This is a genomic window from Accumulibacter sp. (assembly GCF_023806565.1).
Taxonomy (GTDB): domain Bacteria; phylum Pseudomonadota; class Gammaproteobacteria; order Burkholderiales; family Rhodocyclaceae; genus Accumulibacter.
The window spans coordinates 49,930-70,398 of record NZ_JAMTDV010000121.1 but is presented as its reverse complement, the minus strand read 5'-3'; the positions used below and the strand labels follow the sequence as shown (position 1 = coordinate 70,398).

Genomic DNA, 20,469 nt, shown 5'->3' with positions numbered 1-20,469 from the left:
GGCCGTGGATAACGCTCCTCGCCTCTTGGCGTCCACTCAAGGGGTACCGGTTCAGGCAGTATCGACTACGCTTGAAGGGCAATCTTCTGGTTGATGTCGGTGCTGCCGGCGTGGCCACCACGGGCGACCTGGCCGCTGGCGTGCGAGAGCGCTACGAGGCGAACGTGCGTCTGTTCGAGGCAGGCGTTCCGATCGCAATTGGCGTCTTGCAGGAGCGCGGCCATCCCGAACCCTGGATCATCGCAATGGATTGCCCGCCCAACCGGGCTGCGGTTCGGGACTACGGTGCGCGTTGGGCCATCGAACCGATGTTCTCGGACTTCAAGAGTCGTGGCTTCCGCCTGGAGGATACCAAGCTCGAAGCGCCCAAGCGTGTCGATTGCCTGATCCTGATCATGGCACTGGCGATGCACTGGTGTGTCCGGGCCGGGCAGGAAGACGCCCGCTGCCATCCTACCGCCACTGAAAAAAAGCCCGCGAACAGACTGATCCCAACCATTGGAGCGTGCGCAAGGCCTACCGCTGCGCCCTCTCCTGGTTCAAACGCGGCCTGCGCCTTCTCCTGAGACGCGCTGATTGCGCGATGCCGCTGCCAAGGTTCTTCGGTGCAGTCAAAACGTGATAGGTGGTGAGCCGGCAACCCTGCATGTCGCTCCGATCAGAAAGACGGTGCTACGGCCGGAAGATTGGCGAAGTGGCGCGCCTGCGTTGATTGCAGGATAGGCACACCCATGATCGAAACCGAGCGCGAAGACTCCGGCACCGCCGCGGCGTTCCCTCGAGTGACTGCGGCGTCAGCACGGGCGAGTCCCGGCAGTCGACCGTGTGCTTGCGGATCACTCGTCACCGATTCGGAGGGCTGCCGCATCGAACTGGTCGACGCCGAGAAGGGCACAGTCAACGCTGCGCGCGCTGGTCCCCGCCCTCGCAGATTTCCGCGAGTTGCTCGGCGACTGCCGACCAACCCTGCTCGAAGCCCATTGCCTTGTGCTGGTCGCGTGACACAGCAGACCAGTGTCGGGCGCTTCCGGTGTAGCGGGTGCCGTCGCCCTCGGGTGCGATCTCGAAGATGCCGATCATGAACGGACCGGCAGGTTCCAGGTCGCCCTGGATCGCGTCGGTAAAGGCGAATCGCTTGCCCTCGTCCCAGGCGAGGATAAAGCCGGGATTGTTCGATTCCTCGCCATTGGGGCCGAACATGTCGATTCGACACTTGCCGCCAGGGCGCCTGTCGAGTTCGATCACCTTGGCTCGCCACGGCTTGGGGCACCACCATTCGGGAATGCGGTTGGTCATCACGTCCCACACCCGCTCGGGCGAGGCATGGATCAGGCGAGTAACGCTCAGTTCGTGAATATCGCTCATGCTTCGTCCTTCGCTCCATAGGGTTTGGTGATCGTTTCGAGGACATCGCCGTCGAGATCGTGAAAGTGGAACCCGCGCCCGCCCAAGTGGCGCGACCGGCCGGTGGACAGCGGGGTGGTCCGCGCAGGTGATCGTCAGCAATACCTCGCTCAAACCGGAAATCGGGAATCGGCCGTTCGGTGAATCTCTGCCACTTCTCGTGCGTCAGGATCACGTTGGGATCGGTTCGGAGAATACCATTCAGACCGGGGTTCCGACTTGAACAGGTACTCGGCGACTGCACCCGGCATCACGTTCATCACCGCAAGGTCGAACCCCCGGTCAAGCATCCGCACTTTCCGCGCCGCGCCGGGATCGCGCGGAATCAGCGCGGCAGGTCCGGGGTAATGGAGATCGAGATATTCGACAACGCAGGTGGCCTCGAACGCCACCCTCGCGCCATCGACCAGCACCGGGAACTGTCCTTGCGGCCCGGCCTGCGTGGCAACGAACATGCCGTGCTCCGGGTGCTCGGCGTCAAGTACCCGGAAGTCGCAATACAGAGCCAGCGCATGCAGCCCGATCGGCGCCTTCCGGGTGTAGGCGGAGAAGGGGTGGCCGCAGAGGGCGAGCATCTCAGCCCCGTATCGCCGCTTCGATTGCGGCGTGGTCGATCTTGCACATGGTCATCATGGCCGCGAACACGCGCCCGCGGACCGTGGCGTCGGGATGCGTCATGCCCTCGGTCAGCACCCGCGGAGTGATCTGCCAGGAGAGGCCCCACTTGTCCTTGCACCAGCCGCACGCCGATTCCTGGCCACCGTTGCCGACGATGGCATTCCAGTAGCGATCGGTTTCTTGTTGGTTGTCGGTGGCGATCTGGAAGGAGACGGCCTCGCTGTGCTTGAACACGGGGCCGCCGTTGAGGCCGATGCAGGGAATGCCGACGACGGTAAAGTCCACGGTCAGCACATCGCCTGCCTTGCCGCCAGGGAAGTCGCCGGGGGCCTTGTGGATTGCTCGCACGGCGCTGTCGGGGAAGGTTGCCTGGTAGAAACGCGCGGCCTCTTCGGCACTGCCGTCGTACCACAGGCACAGCGTGTTCTTCGGAATGGTCATTTGCGCATATCCTCGATCAGGTCCTTGTCGATGTCCTGAGCCGCCATGCAGGTAGAACGGGTCGGGAACCGCTCGGCGTAGGCGGCGAACTCGGGCCCGGGCGCGATCGAACCGAGGACCAGCCCCAAGCCGACCTGGCTGCCCGCGTAGACGTCGGCCATGGTGAAACGTTCCCCGCGGACGACAGGGCGGCTGGCGAGTTGGCCCTTGAGCGCGCGGGCCTTGTCCCCCGACTCTGCCTGCATTGCCGTTGGCGTGTGACCAGGAGGCTTATACTATATGCATCGATTCACAGACAGGGGGGTAGAAATGACCTGGAAAAACACCGCGGCTCGCTGGGGCAGCCTTTCGATCGCTTTGCACTGGCTGATGCTGATCCTGATGGTTGGCGTTTACGCCTGCATTGAACTCAAGGGCTTCTTTCCCAAAGGGAGCGAAACGCGCGAACTGCTCAAGCAATGGCATTTCATGCTCGGCCTGAGCGTGTTTGCCCTGGTCTGGCTGCGCCTGCTGGCCCGCGCCATCGCGCCAACGCCCCGCGTGAACCCGCCACCGCCGGCTTGGCAGGAGAAGGTCGCCAAGCTGATGTACTTGGCGCTTTATGGCTTGATGATCGGCGCGCCTCTGGCGGGCTGGTTGATTCTGAGCGCCGCCGGAAAGCCGGTACCTCTTTTCGGCCTGGAATTGCCGCCGCTGGTTGGCAAGAATCCCGACCTGGCGAAGCAGATAAAGGAATGGCACGAATTGGCCGGTACGATCGGTTACTGGATGATCGGCATCCACACCGCAGCGGCTCTCTACCACCACCATGTCCTTCGCGACAATACGCTGACAATCATGCTGCCCGGGCGCAGGTAGGGCTCGTCGTGCAACAGCATCCGTCCGGTTGCGCGCCATGGTGGCGCCAGTCCTACGGACAAGCGCAGTGAGCAGTGGTGGTGTCGGTGTCGGGAGAGCGAAACTTCATGAATGGAAAGCATCGTGCGGTGCAGGCGCTGACGCCGGGCGCAGAGGTGATCACGCTTCAGCGCCTGCCGTATTTCACAGGAATTTCCGGCGAAACCGTCGGCGCCGAAGGACTCTCGATGCACCTGGTCGTGATTCCGCCGGGCGCAAGAGCGGCCCCACACGTCCATATCGGATACGAAACCGGGATCTACGTGCTTGAGGGGAAGGTGCTCACCCGTTGGGGCGAGCGCCTGGAGAACGAGGTGGTGAGCAATGCCGGCGAGTTCCTGTTCGTTCCTCCCGGAGTTCCGCACGAGGCGGTGAACCTGAGCGCCACCGAGGTGGCGCGTGCCGTGGTGGCGCGCAATGACCCGGCCGAACAGGACAGGGTGGAGCCGTATGAATGTCCACCACGAGACGCCTGAAGAGGGCGTGTCCGCGGATCGATCGCTGGCGTGCTCCGCACCCCTATGGTGCGCGAGGACGCGCTTTCGGCGACAATCCGCTTTTTGCGGGGGAATCTGCCATGAGCGAACGAAATGGACGTTGCCTTTGCGGTGCCGTGCGCTACCGACTCTCGGCCGAGCCAGTGGCCACTCGCGTCTGCTGGTGCCGAGACTGCCAGCACATCGCGGCCAATGGAACGGTGAATCTGCTGGTGCCGAGTTTGGCGCTCGATATTTCCGGCGAGTTGAGTGAATACACGAGCACTGCCGACAGCGGCAATCGGATTCGGCGCCGCTTCTGTCCAAGATGCGGCTCGCACCTATTTGGCAATTCCTCCGGGCGACCACATCTGACCGTTGTACGTGCAGGGAGTCTGGACGATCCCTCGTCCGTGCGGCCGACGATGAACATTTGGGCTGGCAGCGCGCCGGCCTGGGCGTGTCTCGATTCCGCCCTGGAACGCGTCGAGCAGCAGCCTTTGCCGCCCCAGCCGGCACAGGGCGCTGCGCCGGCCTGAGACAGCGGTCGAATGGACGACGCCGAGCAGCAGGAGATTCGTTCGGCCCATAGTGTTGGGTTGCGGAAAATCACCGGGTACGCGACGCCTGTATCGTTTTGCCGGTCACCCTGGAGTTGGACTCGTCATGTTCGGTACTCACGATCTTGCCCTTTTCCTCGTCTCGGGTGTGCTGCTCAACCTTACCCCGGGTGCCGATTCACTCTACATTGCAAGTCGCAGCATTGGCCAGGGTGCTCGTGCCGGCGTCGTTGCCGCGCTGGGCATCGTCCTTGGTTGTTGCGTCCACGTTCTTGCTGCGGCGCTTGGGCTTTCTGTCCTGCTGACCGCCTCGGGGACCCTATTCACGCTGATCAAGCTCGTAGGCGCGGCGTATCTGATTTACATCGGATTCTCGCTCGCCCTTGTCCGCGGCTCGCTGGCGCCGTCGTCGGGCAGCGTTTCCGTCGCACCGTTGCGAAGCGTCTTCTTGCAGGGCTTGCTGACCAATGTATTGAATCCCAAAGTGGCACTGTTCTTTCTGGCGTTTCTGCCACAGTTCATCGAACCGTCGAGCCCCGACAAGATGCTGGCGTTTGTGTTCCTCGGAGCCATTTTCAATTTCACCACTACGCTCTGGTGCCTCGTTCTGGCGTACGGCAGCGCACGCTTTCGCTCGCTGCGCCTGAGCCGGCGGACGACCAACTGGTTGAATCGCAGCGTTGGTGCACTCTTCGTCCTTCTCGGGGTGCGACTTGCCCTCACCAAACAGGGCTGACGAACGCGGCTGGCTCGCCGAATCGGCACCGGTTTCCGCGGCACTCGGGCAAGCCGGTTTCGCGAGGATCCCTGCATGGGCCGCACCGGTGGCACTTCGGATGGTCAAATGGCAGTCGAGAACCGGCACTCGCGCTGCTGCCCTCGCCAAATGATGGCCGTTTGCATGGACGGGCGTCCCGCAGAACGCCCAGGGCGCGCCTGCGTGAGCTGCCAGCAGGGAGTCTGCCCGGCGATATGGACGCGTTGCAATTTACGAAAAGGAGCCTTTCATGAAAAACTATCTCGCCATCTACCTCTGCAGTGCTGCTGCGATGGCCAAATGGAATGAAATGCCGGAACAGCTGAGAAGCGAACGGCAGGCATCGGGCGTTCAGGCGTGGCACGATTGGGTGGATCGCAACAAGGACCGCATCGTCGAGCTGGGCACTCCCCTCGGCAAGACCAAGGCTGTGGGGCATTCGGGGATCTCCGACGTGCGCAACGCGATGACCGCATACACGGTCGTCCGCGCCGACTCGCACGAGGAGGCGGCCGGGTTTTTCGTCGGCCACCCGCACTATACGATTTTCCCGGGCGAATCGATCGAGGTGATGGAGTGCCTGCCGATTCCCGACAATTCGGGCCGTGGGTGAGGAGTGGCGGCAGCTCGCTGTCTGCGCAACCCGACCACGCCAAGGCCTCTCGAAGCCTGAAACGGCACGGCGCTGAGTGTCCTGTGGTCCTCCTCTGGTGGCGAGGGGCCAGGCACGCCAAGAAGCGAAAGCACCTCCTTTCAAACCGTCTCGTCAGCAATCTCCTGGGTATGCCGAAGTCCATTCCCATCGGCTTTGCGAAGCGATCGAGGCAGGGATTCGCGTTGTATCTCCGCAACCGCACGTGTCTGAAAGCCATGCCTGCTTTGTTGCTTACTGGATCCGTCCTGCCTATCCGCGATACGATTTCTCTGGATTTTCTGGAGAGACTGAAATGAAAAAGGCACTTGCATTCAGCTTGCTGTTCGCGTCGGGTGTGGCAGCTGCCCAGCAGTCCGGATTCTATGTGGGGGCCGGTGTCGGTCAGGGGAAGGTGAGTATCGATAACGGAGCCAGCGATGCTCTTGTGAACGCTGGAGCAACCAACGTCTCCAGCAGCAAGGACAACACCGACACCAGTTACAAGATTTTCGCCGGATACCAGATCAACAAGAACTTCGAAGTCGAGGGCGGATACGCGAATTTCGGCAAGTACAAGGCCAGTGCCAGTGGCACGATTGCGGGTGGCCCCATCTCTGCCAGTGGTGATGTGAAAAGTTACGCGATCTTTCTCGATGCCGTGGGAATTGCACCGGTCACCGAAGCGTTCTCGGTTTTTGGCAAGGCCGGTGTCGCATTTACCGATACCGAAGCCAATGCCTCAGCCTCGGGGGCTGGAGTTGCAGCCTCGGCAAGCGACAGTGCTCGTAAGTGGGTGCCCAAATTGGGTGTTGGTGCGCAGTTTTATGTGAGCAGGAATGTCGCACTGCGTGCCGAGTATGAGTATTACTTCAAGGTGGGTGACCAGAACAGCACTGGCCAGTCCGACGTGCAGGTTCTCACTGCCGGCGTGACGATCGGTTTCTGATTCGGAAGATGCGGGACGGGGCCGGCGTCAGAGCTCCTGAAATCATGCCGGCCTGACTCCCAATGCGGACGCTTGTGACGCGTAGCTTGAACCCAGAAAATCGCGACAATCGCTGGACGTCTGCCACGGAAGGGGCGTTGAGGCATGCCCATCTTCTTGCTCGATTACCTGCCTCGGCCCATGGCAACTGCACAACCGCTGCCGCGCTCAGTCGGTTCTCGACGACAATTTCCTTCCTGTCCTGCCGGGAGCGCCTTCGGCAGTTCGACCCGGTCTTCGTTCAGCGGACGTCGCTGGCCGGGTGGGCTGCATCGGGATGCAGGATTCGCACGGCTACCTGCTTGGTGACGAAACTGAAGCAGACGATTTCGTAGCTCCAGCCGAACTGTACGGCGGCTTCGCTGAAAGCCTTGCATTCGTCGTCGCGCCAGGACGGATGGCCAATGTATTCGTCGAAGACGATCACCGTTCCCGGGACGATCCGTCCTGCCAGACCTTCGAGGACGGTCTTCGTCGATCGATAGAGATCGCAATCGATGTTGATGAATCGCACCGGGCCGCTCTCTTCCCGGAGGAAGCGCGGGATGGATTCCTCGAACCAGCCGACGTGCAGGCGGACGTTTTCCGGGACGTCGGGAAGGACTCCGCGCGTCGAATAGCTGGCGGCAGTTTCGGAATTCCAGTCTTCCGGCAGTCCCTGAAAGCTGTCGAATCCGTGCACGATGCCGCCCACCAGAGAAGCGATCTGGCGAATCGACTTGCCATGGAACACTCCGAATTCGAGAACCAGGCCATCCACTCGCGCACAGATCAGGGACAGGCGAATGGCTTGCAGCGGGTAGCCGAGCAATGCCGGAAGCTTGCAACCGGATGGCGTTTTCAGATAGTTCCAGGCTTCGAGATCGGCCTTCGCCCGTTCGTCGCTGCGGCATGCGTCGAAGTGCGGGTGCGCCATTTCCGGTCGGCCTTCATAGTCGTGAAGCAGGCCCAGGAAGAAGCGGTAGCCGGCGTTTGCCGGCGCGATTTCGGTTGCCTTTTGGAGGCAGCCAATGGCCGCGGAAAGATCGCTCCGATCCAGCAGGAGCGCATGCATGTTGAACCACGCATCGGGAGAATTCGGTTCGAGTGCCTGCGCCTTGCGGTAGCACTCGATCGCCTCGTCCACCCGGCCCAACTCGCTCAGCGCGGCGCCGAGCGCATTGTGGGCGGCAGCATGGTCGGCCCGGATACGGATCACGTTGCCGAAGTACTGGGCGGCTTCCTCCGGTTGCAACTGTTCCTGAAAAAGGATGCCGAGATTGTAGTGAATCTGGGGCAGCGTCGGCGCCAGTTGGAGCGCACGCCGGTAGCAATCGATGGAACCCTCGATGTCACCGCTGTGCTTGAGGAGGTTGCCGAGGTTGCAATGCGCTTCCACGTAGGCAGGATTGAGGGACAAGGCGCGGCGGTAGCTGGCAATCGCGTCCACGATGGCATTCGTTTGGGCAAGCGAGAGAGCGAGCTGGAAATGGACCAGCGGACTGTCCGGTGCGGCGGCACATGCCCGGCGCAACCATTCGCAGGCCTTGCGGTGGTCGTCGGTCTGTTGTGCGAGGACTCCGAGGTAATACAGCGCTTCCGCATGATCTGGTGCGGAGGCGAGAATCGTCGTGTAGATCTGTTCGGCCAGTGCGAAGCGGCCGTAGCGGTGGTGTTCCAGACCGAGTCTGATCAGCGGATGCGAAGGGTGTTGCAGCATGGAATGGCCTCGACGAGTCGGAGCTTGGGTATGATCCGGCTGCGCGGGCCGGCCTGCGGTGTCGTTCCTTCGCCCCCTTGACGGCGCACATGGCACAGCCGGCCGGCATTCTTCACCGGCTCGCAGTATAGCCCGACGACGGGCTGTCGTCGGCTCGGTCGAGAGCGGCGAAGGCGAACGGGGCCGGGCAACAGACGCGCAGCGCGCGCCCGTTCGCCGGATGTACAAAAGACAGTTGCTCGGCGTGCAGCAACAGGCGCCCGGCAGCCATGGCCGCGCCGCCATAGAGCCAGTCGCCGACGATCGGGTGGCCGATTGCCTGCAGGTGTACGCGCAACTGGTGCGTGCGGCCGGTTTCCGGCCACAGTGCCAGAAGGGAAGTATTGTCGGCGGGGTCGTGACCCAGCAGCCGGTAGCGGGTCAGTGACGCCTTGCCCGCGTGCCGGTCGACCTTCTGCCGGGGGCGCCTCGGCCAGTCCGCGCCGAGGGGCAGGTCGATCTCGCCACTGGTGCTGGCCGGCAATCCTTCGACGACGGCCAGGTAGCGCTTCTCGACCTGTCGCTCGGCAAACGCCGTGCTCAAGCGCCGCTGCATCTCCTCGTTTCGCGCCAGCAGCAGCAAGCCCGAGGTGTGCATGTCCAGGCGATGGACGATCAGCGCCTCGGGAAGGTGGGCCTGGACGCGGCGGATCAGGCAGTCCTGCTTATCGTCGCCGCGACCGGGTACCGAAAGCAACCCCGCCGGTTTGTTCACCAGCAACAGGGCGGCGTCCAGGTACACGACCTCGATGCCGTCGTCAGGTGGCGGAGCGTAAGCGAGCGTGTGGCCATGGGACGGGCTGGTCGGGTGCATGCAGGGGCGAGCGCTGACAAAGATTCAATTGTCGCGCGTTCGCGGTGCCGGCGCAGCCGCCGGCAAATCCATTACACTGCCGGCAAACGCTGCGCCGGAACAGGCGCCGACGGTAAGGGATTTTTCGAGGAGGACGACTTGAGCATGGTCATTCCCCAATTGACGACGATCGCCATCGAGCTGGACGGCTCGGTTGCCGAGGTCCGCCTCAATCGCCCGGAGCGATCTAACGCCATCAACGAGGCGATGTGGCAGGAGTTGCGGGCAGCCTTTGTCTGGGCGGATACCGCCCGCGAAGTGCGCGCAGTCATCCTGAGCGGTGCCGGACGGAACTTCTGTGCCGGAATCGATCTCGCGATGCTCGCGGGTGTCGGGCAGGTCGTCGCGCATGCCGATCCGGCGCGCAGTCGAGAGACCTTGCGGCGCGTCATCCTCGACCTGCAGGATTGCCTGACCTCGGTCGAACGCTGCCGCAAGCCGGTGCTGGCGGCAATTCACGGGGCCTGCATCGGCGGTGCGATCGATCTGGTGAGCTGCTGCGACATGCGCTACGCAGCTGCCGGCGTGCAGTTTTCGGTGCGTGAAATCGACGTCGGCATGACGGCCGACGTAGGGACGCTGCAGCGCCTGCCAAAGCTGATTCCCGATGGCATCGCCCGCGAACTCGCCTATACGGGACGCAGCGTCGATGCCCGGGAGGCGCAGCAGATCGGTCTGGTCAACCAGACGTTCGACACGCCGGAACTGCTGCACGCAGGCGTTCTCCGGATCGCTCGGGAGATTGCCGCCAAATCGCCCCTGGCGATTCGCGGAACCAAGGAAATGCTGAACTACGGGCGTGACCATTCGGTTGCCGACGGGCTCAATTACGTCGCCACCTGGAACGCGGCGATGCTGCTCTCGAACGATCTCGAGGAAACGGCGGCAGCGCTGCGCGAACGTCGTCCGCCACGATTCGTCGACTGACGCGCGGCCGGTGATCGGCACTTTCCTGCAGCACGTCGAGCTGGCGGCGCCGCTGTTCGTTCTCGTATTGGTCGGCTACCTGCTGATGCGCGTTTGCGGCTGGCCGTCGGCGATGTCGGAGAACCTTTCGCGCTTCGTTTTTTCCGTGGCCTTGCCGGCAATGCTGTTTCGCATGATGAGCGACCTCTCGCACCTGCCGGCGGTGGATACGCGCTTGCTGCTCGCCTTTTTCGGCGGCTGCCTGATCGTGTTCGTGATCGGCCGTCTGCTTGCCTGGCAGCTCTTTGCCCTCGACGGGGTAGGGCAGTCGGTCTTCGCGCTCGGTGGCATCTTTTCGAACAACGTGCTGCTTGGCCTGCCGCTGGCCAAGGTGGCGCTGGGCGACGCAGCGGTGCCATCGGTGGCGCTGGTGCTGGTGTTCAATGCGCTGATCCTGTGGACCCTGCTCACGGTGTCGATCGAGTGGACGCAGCACGGGAGTTTCTCGGTGCGAGGCTTTGCCCATACGGCGCGCGGTGTCCTGACCAATCCGATCGTCGCCGGCATTCTCTCCGGAACACTGTTCGGTCTAGGCGGACTGCCGTTGCCGGTTTTCGTCGAGCTGCCACTGGGAATGGTCGGTCAGGCTGCGGCTCCGATGGCATTGCTCGCGCTCGGCATGGGGCTTGCCGAACACGGCGTGCGCGATGGCTGGCGGATCAGCGTGGCGATCAGCGTCGTGAAGCTGATCGTGCAGCCACTGGTGGTCTGGCTGCTGGCACGTCTGATCGGCCTGCCGGCGATGGAAACGCGGGTCGTCGTGCTGCTTGCGTCACTCGCCGTCGGCGCCAATGTGTATCTGATGTCACGACAGTTCAAGACGCTGGAAGGGCCGGTGGCGAGCAGCCTGGTGCTGACCACGGCACTTGCGGCGCTGACCACGCCGCTGGCGCTGACGCTCAGCGGCGCATGAATCAGCCCGCTTCAGCCACTGTGCCGAGCACCGGCGATTGCACGCAGGAACTCGTTGCGCAGTTGTTCGCAGCGCTCGAATTCACCTCGGAAAGATTGCGTGATCACGCGTTCATCACCGCGTCGGTCTTCACCGAGCAGCAGGCATAGCTGCTCGGCTTCGACCACGCAGGCAGACCCGCGCGCCTTGCCGTGCACCATCAGGGCATCGGCGATGTCGCGCGTCATCCATTCCTGATAGGTGAAACGGTGACCGATCGCATCGACCAGGCGGGCGATTCTGCCGAAGCCGTGCAGGCGTCCGCCGGGCAGGTACGCGACGTGCGCCACGCCACGGAATGGCACGAGGTGATGTGGGCATACGCCATGCACGGCAATTCCGCGGACCACCACCAGATCGCTGCGCCGATCGGCGAAACCGTCGCCAAGCGCAGTCGCCGGATCGAGATCGTAGCCGCCGAGCAGGCGGCGCTGCCAGAGTTCGCGGACGCGCTGCGGCGTTCGCCCCATGTGCGCGACATCGGGGGCAACGCCGCAGGCGGCGAGGAGGTCGCCGACCGCCCGCTCGAACGCGACCGGGTCGAAAGCGTTGCGACGCGTGATGCCGATTTCGCTGGCGTGCTCGGGCAGGCACTCGTCGTGATTACATTCTGGCATGACGGTTCTCCAATTGCGTGGCGACGGTCTGGCGCATGATACGCGTGCTGCGGGTGTGGCAGCGATGCAGCGTATTGCTGCATGGCGACGATTTCCGGGCCATGCCGGCTGTTGATGAGCGATAATGCAAGGCTTGCGATGCGCCGTGATTGCCGGTTGGCGAGCCGCAGGCGCTGCTTCGGTTGCCGTGAAAGTCGTTCCGGAGATTCGCCGAGCAGCCGTTTGGCGCGGTCGGATGTGGCGTTGGCGGGGCCGGAATCGGGCATGATTTTCATGACCTGGAATGAATGGGATGGTCGTGACCATTGGGAAGGGCCTGGATGAAGAGCGTTGATGATTTCCGTTTCCGGTTGGGCAACAAGGAATTGGTGCCGATCGTGATTGGCGGTATGGGAGTCGATATATCGACCGCCGAACTGGCACTGGAAGCGGCCCGCCTGGGCGGCGTCGGACACATTTCCGACGCCATGGTCAACACGGTTGCCGATCGCCGCTTCAACGCCAAGTTCGTCAAGGACAAGCTCAGACAGTACAAGTTCAACGTTGCCAATACGGACAAGTCGATGGTTCGTTTCGACCTCGGGCAGCTCGCCGAGGCGACGCAGATGCACATTGGCCGGACCATGGAGGCGAAGCGTGGCGATGGCCTGATCTTCGTCAACTGCATGGAGAAACTGACCATGAATGCGCCACGCGAGACCCTGCGCGTGCGCATGGCGGCGGCGCTCGATGCGGGCATCGACGGCATCACGCTGGCCGCCGGCCTGCATCTCGGTTCGTTCGCGCTGATCGAGGACCACCCGCGTTTTCGCGACGCCAAGCTGGGAATCATCGTTTCGTCGTTGCGCGCACTGCAGTTGTTTCTGCGCAAGACCGCCCGCTGCAACCGGTTGCCCGACTATGTGGTGGTCGAGGGACCGTTGGCGGGCGGGCACCTCGGATTCGGAATGGATTGGGCGGAGTACGATCTGGCAACCATCTTCGCCGAGATCCATCGCTTTCTGCAGGCCGAGCAATTGTCCATTCCGCTGATTCCGGCGGGCGGGATCTTCACCGGCAGCGACGCCGTGTCGTTTCTCGAGCAGGGTGCGGCGGCTGTGCAGGTGGCGACGCGCTTCACCGTCTCCAAGGAGTGCGGCTTGCCCGAGGACGTCAAGCAGCGCTACTTCGACGCTCGCGAAGACTCCATCGAAGTCAACCAGATCTCGCCGACCGGTTATCCGATGCGCATGCTGAGCAATAGTCCCGCGATCGGTGACGGGATTCGGCCCAACTGCGAAGCCTATGGTTATCTGCTCGACAGCACAGGCAATTGTTCGTATATCAGCGCCTACAACCGCGAGGTGGCAGCACATCCCGGCGTAAAGAAGATCTCCGTGATCGACAAGACCTGCTTGTGTACGCAAATGCGCAATTTCGATTGCTGGACCTGTGGTCACTATGCGTACCGTCTCAAGGAGACCTCGCGCCGCCTGCCGGACGGCAGCTATCGTTTGCTGACTGCCGAGCACATCTTCCATGATTATCAATTCAGCACCGACGGCAAGATCAACGTGCCGGAGTAGTGCGCTGGCCGGGGGCCGTGCGGCAACGGTCACGGCCGGATGGAATTGATCGATGCTGAGCTATCGTCACGCCTTTCATGCCGGTAATCATGCCGACGTCTTCAAGCATGTCGTGCTCGTGCAGCTCACCCGCTACCTCGGCCAGAAGGATAAGGCTTTCTGGTACATCGACACGCATGCCGGTGCCGGCAGCTATGCGCTGGATTCGGCGCAGGCAGGCAAGCTCGCCGAGTATCGGGACGGTATCGGGCGACTGTGGGGCCGCGCGGATCTGCCGCCCGCTCTCGCTGACTATGTGAACCTGGTACGTGGCGCCAATGCCGATGGTCGTTTGCACGTCTACCCCGGCTCTCCTCGTTTGGCGCTATCGACGATGCGTGCGCAGGACCGTTTGCGCCTATACGAAAGGCACAGCCGCGAGGTCTTGCGCCTGCGAGCGAATTTCAGAGATTCCGGCAAACGGGTAATCGTCGAGGAGGCCGACGGCTTTGCTGCCCTCAGGGCCTTGCTGCCGCCACCGCCGAGGCGGGCGCTGGTGTTGATCGACCCGGCTTACGAAGAAAAGGGCGATTACGATCGGGTGGTCCATTCGCTCCGGGAATGCCTGTCGCGTTTCCCGGGTGGTGTCTATCTGCTGTGGTATCCACAGCTCACCAGGCGCGAGGCGCAGGCTTTGCCGCAGCGCCTGCAGCGGCTGCCGAGCGGGCCCTGGCTGCACGTCACCTTGCGTGTCCGGACGCCGGCCAGCGATGGTTTCGGGATGCACGGCAGTGGCCTGTTTGTCGTCAATCCGCCGTGGACCTTGCAGACCACGCTGCAGGAGGTGATGCCCCGTGTCGTCGAGCTGCTGGGGCAGGACGCCGGCGCCGGTTTTACGCTCGACGGTCAGGAATCCTGAACGCCCTCGGGGGACGGACAGGTCTGCGTCCGCTCGTCGAACTGCGAATATTTTCGGCTCGATCCGTAACTGCGTTCGACAGGATACTTGCTGGCGTTCTTGACGAGCTTCGCATGCGCTGCCGCTTCGAGATCGATGCCGGCGTTGTCGGCGATCAGCAGGAGGTAAATCAGGACATCGGCACATTCGTCGCGCAATGCCTCGAATATCGTCGGGTCCGCGGAAAGCCCGGCAATTTCGGCATCGCTCTTCCATTGCGTCAGTTCGAGCAACTCGCTGGCTTCCAGATTCAGTGACACGATCAGATTGCGCAGGCTGTGAAACTGAGCCCAGTTTCGTTCGTCGCGAAACGCGATGACGCGGGCGCTCAGCGCCGACAGACTCATCGGGATCCGGTGAAGAACCGTCGCGCTGCGACTCCGGGCACGCACATGCCGGTTGCCCGGGCGCGTGCGAGCAACTCCCAGTAGTAGCGGTAGGAGGCACGGTCGTGCAACTGCCCTTGGTACTGGATCGGTCCCCAGTCGTTGTCCTGAGCAGCGAGCAGGATGGCTGCGGCGCTTTCGACTTCCGAGAAGTCCGGACGCATCGCTTCGAAGATGGGCACGATCTGGTTGGGGTGAATGCTCCACATGCGCAGATAGCCGAACTCGTTGCGTGCGCGGCGAGCATTGTCGCGGATGATGTCGAGGTTCCTGAGTTCGGTGGTGACGTTGTGCGAGGGTACGACACCGTTGGCCAGCGCCGCCGCCGAGATTTCGCACTTGGCGCGGACGATCAGCGGATGCTCGAATTGCCCCGGGCTCTTCATCGCCGAACCGGGAATTGCTCCGTGGTGACCGCTGACAAAATCCATCAGACCGAAATCGAGCGATTCGACTTCGGGAATCGCGGCGATTTCCCAGACGTCACGCAGGGCACCGTGGGTTTCGATCAGGACATGCACGGGAATCCGGCGCTCCAGCTCGGAGACAGCAGAAACGCGCCGCAGTTCGCGAAGCTGCGTGAGCACATCCTCACTGCTGGCGACCTTCGGGAGAGTGAGGAACGCGAGGCGCTGGCCGGCGCGCGGCACGATGATCTCGATATCCTCGCGCCAGTGGGCGTTGCCGATGTCGTGAATGCGTACGCCGACGCGTCCATGCCGGTTGGCGTCACTCATAATCAGCGCAGCGACCATTGCGGCGTGCTCCCGCTCGGCGCCGATGGCTGCACCATCTTCACAATCACAGGTCAGGTCGAATATCGGCCCGAGCTCGTTCTGCAGATCGAGGGCCTTGCCCATCAGCTTTTCCGAGCCCGCGTAGTGGTCGACGGCGGGCATCATGAGAAACGGCTTCTCGCCGGCGAAGAGAACCTGGTTCGGGTGGCGCATGCGGGTCCAATGCCTCCTGGATTGACAGGGCAGTCATTCTACCGCGATGCAAGGAGCGACGTTCGACGAAGAAAGAGAGGCGAAAAAAAGCCGCGGACCTGCCGCGGCCTCCACCGGCCCGGAGGCCGGGCGATCGATTGATCAGAGCATGCCCTGGACGGCCTCGGCTTCGTCGGTCAGTTCCTTGAGCGTCTTGTTCAGCTTGTCGCGTGAGTAATCGTCGATTTCGATTCCCTGGATGATCTTGAACGAACCACCCTTGCATTCGCACGGAAAGCCGAAAACGATGCCGGCCGGAATGCCGTACGAGCCGTCGGAGGGGACACCCATGGTGACCCATTCATCGGAGCCAAGAACCCAGTCGCGCATGTGGTCGATCGCGGCATTGGCCGCCGATGCGGCAGAAGATAGACCGCGAGCATCGATGATCGCTGCCCCGCGCTTGCCGACCGTCGGCAGAAACACATCGTTGTTCCACACCGGGTCATTGATCAGTGCCTTGACGTTGTCGCCATCGGACGTGCAGTTGCGGTAGTCGGCATACATCGTCGGCGAATGGTTGCCCCAAACGGCAAGCTGCTTGAAGCTGGTCACGGCTCGGCCCGTCTTGGCGGCGAGCTGCGAGAGCGCGCGGTTGTGGTCGAGACGCAGCATGCCGTGGTAGTTGGCCGGATTGGTGCGGCCGACCTTGCGTGCGGCAGCGCCGGCGATCAGCGCGTTGGTATTGCAGGGGTTGCCAACGACGAGAACGCGCACGTCCTCCTTGGCATTCTCGGCGATGGCCTTGCCCTGGACGGTGAAGATGGCGCCATTGGCGGTCAGCAGGTCGGCGCGCTCCATGCCGGGACCGCGCGGGCGTGCGCCGACCAGCAGGCAGACGTCGGCGTCCTTGAATGCGACGTTCGGATTGTCGGTCGCGAACATGCCGGCAAGCAGTGGAAAGGCGCAGTCTTCCAGTTCCATCATCACGCCCTGACACGCTTTCTGGGCTTGCGGCAGGTCGAGCAGTTGGAGGATGACCGGTTGATCCTTGCCGAGCATTTCGCCGGAAGCGATCCGGAAAAGCAGGCTGTAACCAATTTGACCGGCAGCGCCGGTGACCGCGACGCGCATGGGGGCTTTGGACATGATGCGGCTCCTGTTCTTAGTGATGAGCGAGAAGTGGGCAGAATGCGATCGGCGTTGCCCCGCGAGCAGCAAACCGCCGGGGGTGGCAAATCGGAAAGATCATAAGAGCTAAGCCCACGAGGTGTCAAACATATCTTATGTTTTATATAAGATATGAAAAAGGCAGAACAGGATGGACGCGAGCGCCGAACTATGCTGAAATGACCGTCCATGAGCCGCTCGTCGTCATTGCCGTCTCCTACCTTCAGCCCGCTGTATCGGCAGATCAAGGAATTGATCCTGCGCCACCTGGAGTCGGGGGAGTGGGGTCCTGGCGACCACATCCCGAGCGAGTCCGAACTCGCGGCGCGCTTTGGTGTGAGTCAGGGGACGGTGCGCAAGGCGATTGACGAAATGGCTGCCGAAAACCTCCTGGTGCGTCAGCAGGGCAAGGGGACTTTCGTCGCCACGCACAAGGATCCGGGTTCCTTTTATCGCTTTCTCCGGCTGGTGCCCAACCAGGGGGAATTGCAGGTTTCCCAGAGCATTCCGCTCGAATGCTGGCGGGCCAAGGCCGGCGCCGACGTCGCGCGCATCCTCGCTCTGGACACGGGAGCGCCGATCACGATTCTTCGCCGCCTGCTGAAGTTCGGCGAAGAGCCGGTGGTCTTCGACGAAATCTATCTCCCCGGCGAACTCTTTCCCGACCTGTCGCTCGACGTGTTGCGGGCGGGGGAGTCGCTGTACAGCCTGTTCGAGACGCGTTATGGCGTGCGCATGATCCGTGCCGATGAGCGGCTGCGCGCCGTTTCCGCCGAACGGATCAGCGCCGAATGGCTGCAGGTGGCAGAAGGCAGCCCGCTTCTGCTGGTCGAGCGGGTGACTTTCACCTATGGTCAGAAACCCGTCGAATGGCGCCGGGGATTCTATTCGACACGCAATCATCATTATCACAATGAACTGGGGTGAGTTCCCGGAGACGGGCGATCGGGCAAGTCAGGCACGCCTCGATGGTTTATAATCGAGGGTGGTATCGAGGGGGCCGGGTGGTGTGCACTCGGCCGCATAACACATGAGGGATGACGTTCATGGCAGAGATGGCAATCAAGAAAAAGCGTCCAAAGAATTTGGATTTACCCACTATCCGGTTGCCGCTTCCGGGTATTCTTTCGATCCTTCACCGGGTCAGCGGGGCAGGGATCTTCCTGTTGCTGCCGTTCCTGCTATGGCTCTTCCAGGGTAGTCTGGTCTCTCCGGAAACGTTCGCCAGCATCAGGAGCGTGGTCGCTCATCCCCTGGCGAAGATCGTACTCCTCGGCTTGCTGTGGTTCTACATGCACCACTTCTGCGCCGGCATCCGCTATCTGCTGCTCGACCTGCACAAGGGAGTCGAACTCGATGCGGCACGCCTGTCGAGCAAGATCGTTTTTGCGGTCAGCATCGTACTGACCCTGATCATCGGAGCTAGAGTGCTATGGTAAATCGTATTCTTGTCGGGGCGCATTACGGCCTCAAGGACTGGATCATCCAGCGTGCCACGGCGGTCGTCATGGCGGTATATACCATCGTCTTCCTGATCGTGGTCGCTGCCGTCGGGCCGGACTCGTTCGAAGCCTGGCGCGGCATCTTCGCCAACGGCTTCATGAAATTCGCAACATTCCTGTTCTTCGTCAGTGTCTTCTACCATGCCTGGATCGGTGTCCGCGACATCTGGATGGATTACGTGAAGCCGGATGGCCTGCGTTTGCTGCTGATGATTGCGACGGCTGCGGTGCTCGTCGGGTATGCCGGCTGGGCGGTTCAGATTCTGTGGAGAATGTAAGTGAGCAAGCTAACCATTCCAGTACGTAAGTTCGATGCGGTCATCGTCGGCGCCGGTGGTTCCGGTTTGCGGGCGGCGATCCAGCTTTCCGAAGCCGGCCTGAAGACGGCCGTGCTGTCGAAGGTTTTCCCGACGCGTTCGCATACCGTGGCGGCACAGGGCGGTGTTTCCGCCTCGCTCGGCAACTCCGAGGAAGATCACTGGCACTGGCACATGTATGACACGGTCAAGGGGTCGGACTGGCTCGGTGACCAGGATGCGATCGAATACATGTGTCGCATGGCTCCCGAGGTGGTGGTCGAACTCGAGCACTTCGGCATGCCTTTCGACCGTACCGACGAAGGCAAGATCTACCAGCGTCCCTTCGGCGGACACATGTCCAATTTCGGCGAGAAGCCGGTACGCCGCGCCTGTGCCGCTGCCGACCGCACCGGCCACGCGATGTTGCACGCGCTCTATCAACGCAACGTGCGCGCCAATACGCAATTCTTCGTCGAATGGATGGCACTCGATCTGATTCGCGACGATTCCGGCCAGGTGCTCGGGGTGATCGCGCTTGAAATGGAGACGGGCGAGGTCGTCGCCTTTCACGCCAAGGCCACCGTGTTTGCGACCGGCGGCGCCGGCCGCATCTTCTACTCGTCGACCAATGCCTTCATCAACACCGGTGACGGTTTGGGCATGGCGGCGCGGGCCGGCATCGCGCTCGAAGACATGGAGTTCTGGCAATTCCACCCGACCGGTGTCGCCGGTGCCGGTGTGCTGATCACCGAGGGAGTTCGTGGCGAAGGCGGCATTCTGCGCAATGCGAGCAACGAGCGCTTCATGGAACGCTACGCGCCGAACGCCAAGGACCTCGCTTCGCGCGACGTCGTCTCGCGGGCCATGGTCACCGAGATCAACGAGGGCCGCGGCTGCGGGCCCAACAAGGATTTCGTGCTGCTCGACATCACTCACCTCGATCCGGCGACGATCATGAAGCGTCTGCCCGGGATTCGCGAAATCTCGATTCAGTTCGCCGGCATCGATCCGATCAAGGCGCCGATTCCGGTGGTGCCCACCTGCCACTATCAGATGGGTGGCGTTCCGACCAATTACAAGGGGCAGGTGGTCGGCGACGACGGCACTCCGGTCAGCGGCTTCTATGCCGCCGGCGAGGTCGCCTGCGCGTCGGTGCATGGTGCCAACCGCCTGGGTACCAATTCGCTGCTTGATCTGCTGGTGTTCGGAAAGTCTTCCGGCGACTCGGTGATCGACGATCTGAAGTCCGGAGCCATTGGCCTCAAGGAGCTGCCGTCCGGATACGCGGATCGCACGCTGGCGCGTTTGCACCGGCTGAATACGCAGACCGGGGGAAGCAACGTCAGCGAAACCCGCCTCGAACTGCAGCGCACGATGCAGAAGCACTGCGGCGTTTTCCGCTTCAAGGACATGTTGGCCGAAGGGGTCGCGAAAATTCTCGACATCGAAAAGGCGGTGGCCAGAACCGAGATCAAGGACAAGTCGCAGGTCTGGAACACGGCGCGCGTGGAAGCGCTGGAACTGGACAACCTGATCGAAGTTGCCAAGGCGACGATGGTTTCGGCGGAAGCACGCAAGGAGTCGCGCGGTGCCCACGTACGCGACGATGCTCCGGACACGCCCGCCAATCCGAACGGCCGCGACGACGTCAATTGGCACAAGCACACTTTGTGGCACCGTGACGGAAATCGCCTCAGCTACAAGCCGGTGATCATGAAGCCGCTTTCCGTCGAATCCATCGCGCTGAAAACGCGTTCCTACTGATCGAGCGCCAAGGAGTCAA

Annotated in this window: 25 protein-coding genes; 15 read left to right on the top strand and 10 right to left on the bottom strand. The window is 62.4% G+C overall.

All coding sequences use genetic code 11. From position 1 onward, the window contains the following. Positions 1–71 precede the first annotated feature (71 nt). Positions 72–566 (top strand): hypothetical protein, encoded by a 495-nt coding sequence (locus NFV80_RS14350; protein WP_295330690.1) that lies wholly within the window; start codon positions 72–74, stop codon positions 564–566. Between the two features lie 331 nt (positions 567–897). Here NFV80_RS14350 and NFV80_RS14345 read toward each other — a convergent pair whose 3' ends face one another. The 4 genes from NFV80_RS14345 to NFV80_RS14330 form a co-directional block, all read right to left on the bottom strand. Further along, entirely contained in the window at positions 898–1,365 is a 468-nt protein-coding gene (locus tag NFV80_RS14345) for an SRPBCC domain-containing protein (RefSeq protein WP_295330688.1), read from the bottom strand. 149 nt (positions 1,366–1,514) lie between these two features. Continuing rightward, complete coding sequence (locus tag NFV80_RS14340) at positions 1,515–1,979, bottom strand: glutathione S-transferase N-terminal domain-containing protein (protein ID WP_295330686.1); 465 nt, start codon at positions 1,977–1,979, stop codon at positions 1,515–1,517. Position 1,980: 1 nt separating this feature from the next. After that, positions 1,981–2,463 carry a VOC family protein gene (locus NFV80_RS14335; RefSeq protein WP_295330684.1) on the bottom strand — a complete coding sequence of 161 codons (483 nt, stop codon included), beginning with the start codon at positions 2,461–2,463 and terminating at the stop codon, positions 1,981–1,983. Beyond that, a complete protein-coding gene (locus NFV80_RS14330; RefSeq protein WP_295330682.1) occupies positions 2,460–2,624 on the bottom strand; it encodes a hypothetical protein in 165 nt (54 codons plus the stop codon). The genes NFV80_RS14335 and NFV80_RS14330 overlap by 4 nt, the downstream gene beginning before the upstream one ends. Positions 2,625–2,772: 148 nt before the next feature. Here NFV80_RS14330 and NFV80_RS14325 point away from each other — a divergent pair, with 148 nt between their 5' ends. From NFV80_RS14325 to NFV80_RS14300, 6 genes are all read left to right on the top strand, one after another. Then, positions 2,773–3,321 (top strand): cytochrome b, encoded by a 549-nt coding sequence (locus NFV80_RS14325; RefSeq protein WP_295330680.1) that lies wholly within the window; start codon positions 2,773–2,775, stop codon positions 3,319–3,321. A gap of 107 nt (positions 3,322–3,428) precedes the next feature. After that, on the top strand, positions 3,429–3,836 hold the full coding sequence (locus NFV80_RS14320; protein ID WP_295330677.1) for a cupin domain-containing protein: 408 nt from the start codon (positions 3,429–3,431) through the stop codon (positions 3,834–3,836). Then, positions 3,815–4,375, top strand: coding sequence for a GFA family protein (locus NFV80_RS14315; RefSeq protein ID WP_366143436.1), 561 nt, complete (start codon positions 3,815–3,817; stop codon positions 4,373–4,375). Before NFV80_RS14320 ends, NFV80_RS14315 begins: the two co-directional genes overlap by 22 nt. Before the next feature lie 127 nt (positions 4,376–4,502). Continuing rightward, positions 4,503–5,132 (top strand): LysE family translocator, encoded by a 630-nt coding sequence (locus NFV80_RS14310; protein WP_295330673.1) that lies wholly within the window; start codon positions 4,503–4,505, stop codon positions 5,130–5,132. Positions 5,133–5,403: 271 nt separating this feature from the next. Further along, positions 5,404–5,766, top strand: a complete 363-nt coding sequence (locus NFV80_RS14305; RefSeq protein ID WP_295330671.1) for a hypothetical protein — start codon at positions 5,404–5,406, stop codon at positions 5,764–5,766. Between the two features lie 334 nt (positions 5,767–6,100). Next, positions 6,101–6,733: an outer membrane beta-barrel protein gene (locus NFV80_RS14300; RefSeq protein WP_295330669.1), complete on the top strand. Its 633-nt coding sequence runs from the start codon at positions 6,101–6,103 to the stop codon at positions 6,731–6,733. 280 nt (positions 6,734–7,013) lie between these two features. Here NFV80_RS14300 and NFV80_RS14295 read toward each other — a convergent pair whose 3' ends face one another. Together NFV80_RS14295 and NFV80_RS14290 are read right to left on the bottom strand one after the other, a co-directional pair. After that, positions 7,014–8,471, bottom strand: coding sequence for a tetratricopeptide repeat protein (locus tag NFV80_RS14295; protein ID WP_295330667.1), 1,458 nt, complete (start codon positions 8,469–8,471; stop codon positions 7,014–7,016). Positions 8,472–8,583: 112 nt separating this feature from the next. Then, complete coding sequence (locus NFV80_RS14290) at positions 8,584–9,324, bottom strand: RluA family pseudouridine synthase (protein ID WP_295330665.1); 741 nt, start codon at positions 9,322–9,324, stop codon at positions 8,584–8,586. Between the two features lie 144 nt (positions 9,325–9,468). Here NFV80_RS14290 and NFV80_RS14285 point away from each other — a divergent pair, with 144 nt between their 5' ends. Then, positions 9,469–10,290, top strand: coding sequence for a crotonase/enoyl-CoA hydratase family protein (locus NFV80_RS14285; RefSeq protein WP_295330694.1), 822 nt, complete (start codon positions 9,469–9,471; stop codon positions 10,288–10,290). Between the two features lie 13 nt (positions 10,291–10,303). After that, complete coding sequence (locus tag NFV80_RS14280) at positions 10,304–11,242, top strand: AEC family transporter (RefSeq protein WP_295330692.1); 939 nt, start codon at positions 10,304–10,306, stop codon at positions 11,240–11,242. Positions 11,243–11,253: 11 nt separating this feature from the next. Here NFV80_RS14280 and folE read toward each other — a convergent pair whose 3' ends face one another. After that, complete coding sequence (gene folE, locus NFV80_RS14275) at positions 11,254–11,898, bottom strand: GTP cyclohydrolase I FolE (RefSeq protein WP_295330662.1); 645 nt, start codon at positions 11,896–11,898, stop codon at positions 11,254–11,256. A gap of 320 nt (positions 11,899–12,218) precedes the next feature. Here folE and NFV80_RS14270 point away from each other — a divergent pair, with 320 nt between their 5' ends. After that, positions 12,219–13,463, top strand: coding sequence for a nitronate monooxygenase (locus NFV80_RS14270; protein ID WP_295330659.1), 1,245 nt, complete (start codon positions 12,219–12,221; stop codon positions 13,461–13,463). A gap of 52 nt (positions 13,464–13,515) precedes the next feature. Further along, positions 13,516–14,361, top strand: a complete 846-nt coding sequence (gene rlmJ, locus NFV80_RS14265) for a 23S rRNA (adenine(2030)-N(6))-methyltransferase RlmJ (protein WP_295330656.1) — start codon at positions 13,516–13,518, stop codon at positions 14,359–14,361. Here rlmJ and NFV80_RS14260 read toward each other — a convergent pair. The 3 genes from NFV80_RS14260 to NFV80_RS14250 all read right to left on the bottom strand — a co-directional run bounded on the left by NFV80_RS14260 (position 14,349) and on the right by NFV80_RS14250 (position 16,864). Further along, a complete protein-coding gene (locus NFV80_RS14260) occupies positions 14,349–14,747 on the bottom strand; it encodes a nucleotide pyrophosphohydrolase (RefSeq protein ID WP_295330653.1) in 399 nt (132 codons plus the stop codon). The genes rlmJ and NFV80_RS14260 overlap by 13 nt on opposite strands. Further along, the gene (locus NFV80_RS14255; RefSeq protein ID WP_295330650.1) at positions 14,744–15,736 is read right to left on the bottom strand and encodes an aldolase/citrate lyase family protein; all 993 of its coding nucleotides are present in this window, start codon (positions 15,734–15,736) and stop codon (positions 14,744–14,746) included. Before NFV80_RS14255 ends, NFV80_RS14260 begins: the two co-directional genes overlap by 4 nt. Before the next feature lie 141 nt (positions 15,737–15,877). Further along, a complete protein-coding gene (locus NFV80_RS14250) occupies positions 15,878–16,864 on the bottom strand; it encodes a malate dehydrogenase (protein WP_295330647.1) in 987 nt (328 codons plus the stop codon). 210 nt (positions 16,865–17,074) lie between these two features. On the opposite strand from NFV80_RS14250, the gene NFV80_RS14245 reads away from it, so the two are divergent. The 4 genes from NFV80_RS14245 (at position 17,075) to sdhA (ending at position 20,450) form a co-directional block, all read left to right on the top strand. After that, entirely contained in the window at positions 17,075–17,812 is a 738-nt protein-coding gene (locus tag NFV80_RS14245) for a GntR family transcriptional regulator (protein WP_295330645.1), read from the top strand. Between the two features lie 119 nt (positions 17,813–17,931). Next, positions 17,932–18,324 carry a succinate dehydrogenase, cytochrome b556 subunit gene (sdhC, locus tag NFV80_RS14240; protein ID WP_295330643.1) on the top strand — a complete coding sequence of 131 codons (393 nt, stop codon included), beginning with the start codon at positions 17,932–17,934 and terminating at the stop codon, positions 18,322–18,324. After that, positions 18,318–18,665, top strand: coding sequence for a succinate dehydrogenase, hydrophobic membrane anchor protein (gene sdhD / locus NFV80_RS14235; protein WP_295330641.1), 348 nt, complete (start codon positions 18,318–18,320; stop codon positions 18,663–18,665). The genes sdhC and sdhD overlap by 7 nt, the downstream gene beginning before the upstream one ends. After that, positions 18,666–20,450 (top strand): succinate dehydrogenase flavoprotein subunit, encoded by a 1,785-nt coding sequence (gene sdhA, locus NFV80_RS14230; RefSeq protein ID WP_295330638.1) that lies wholly within the window; start codon positions 18,666–18,668, stop codon positions 20,448–20,450. Positions 20,451–20,469: the final 19 nt, after the last annotated feature.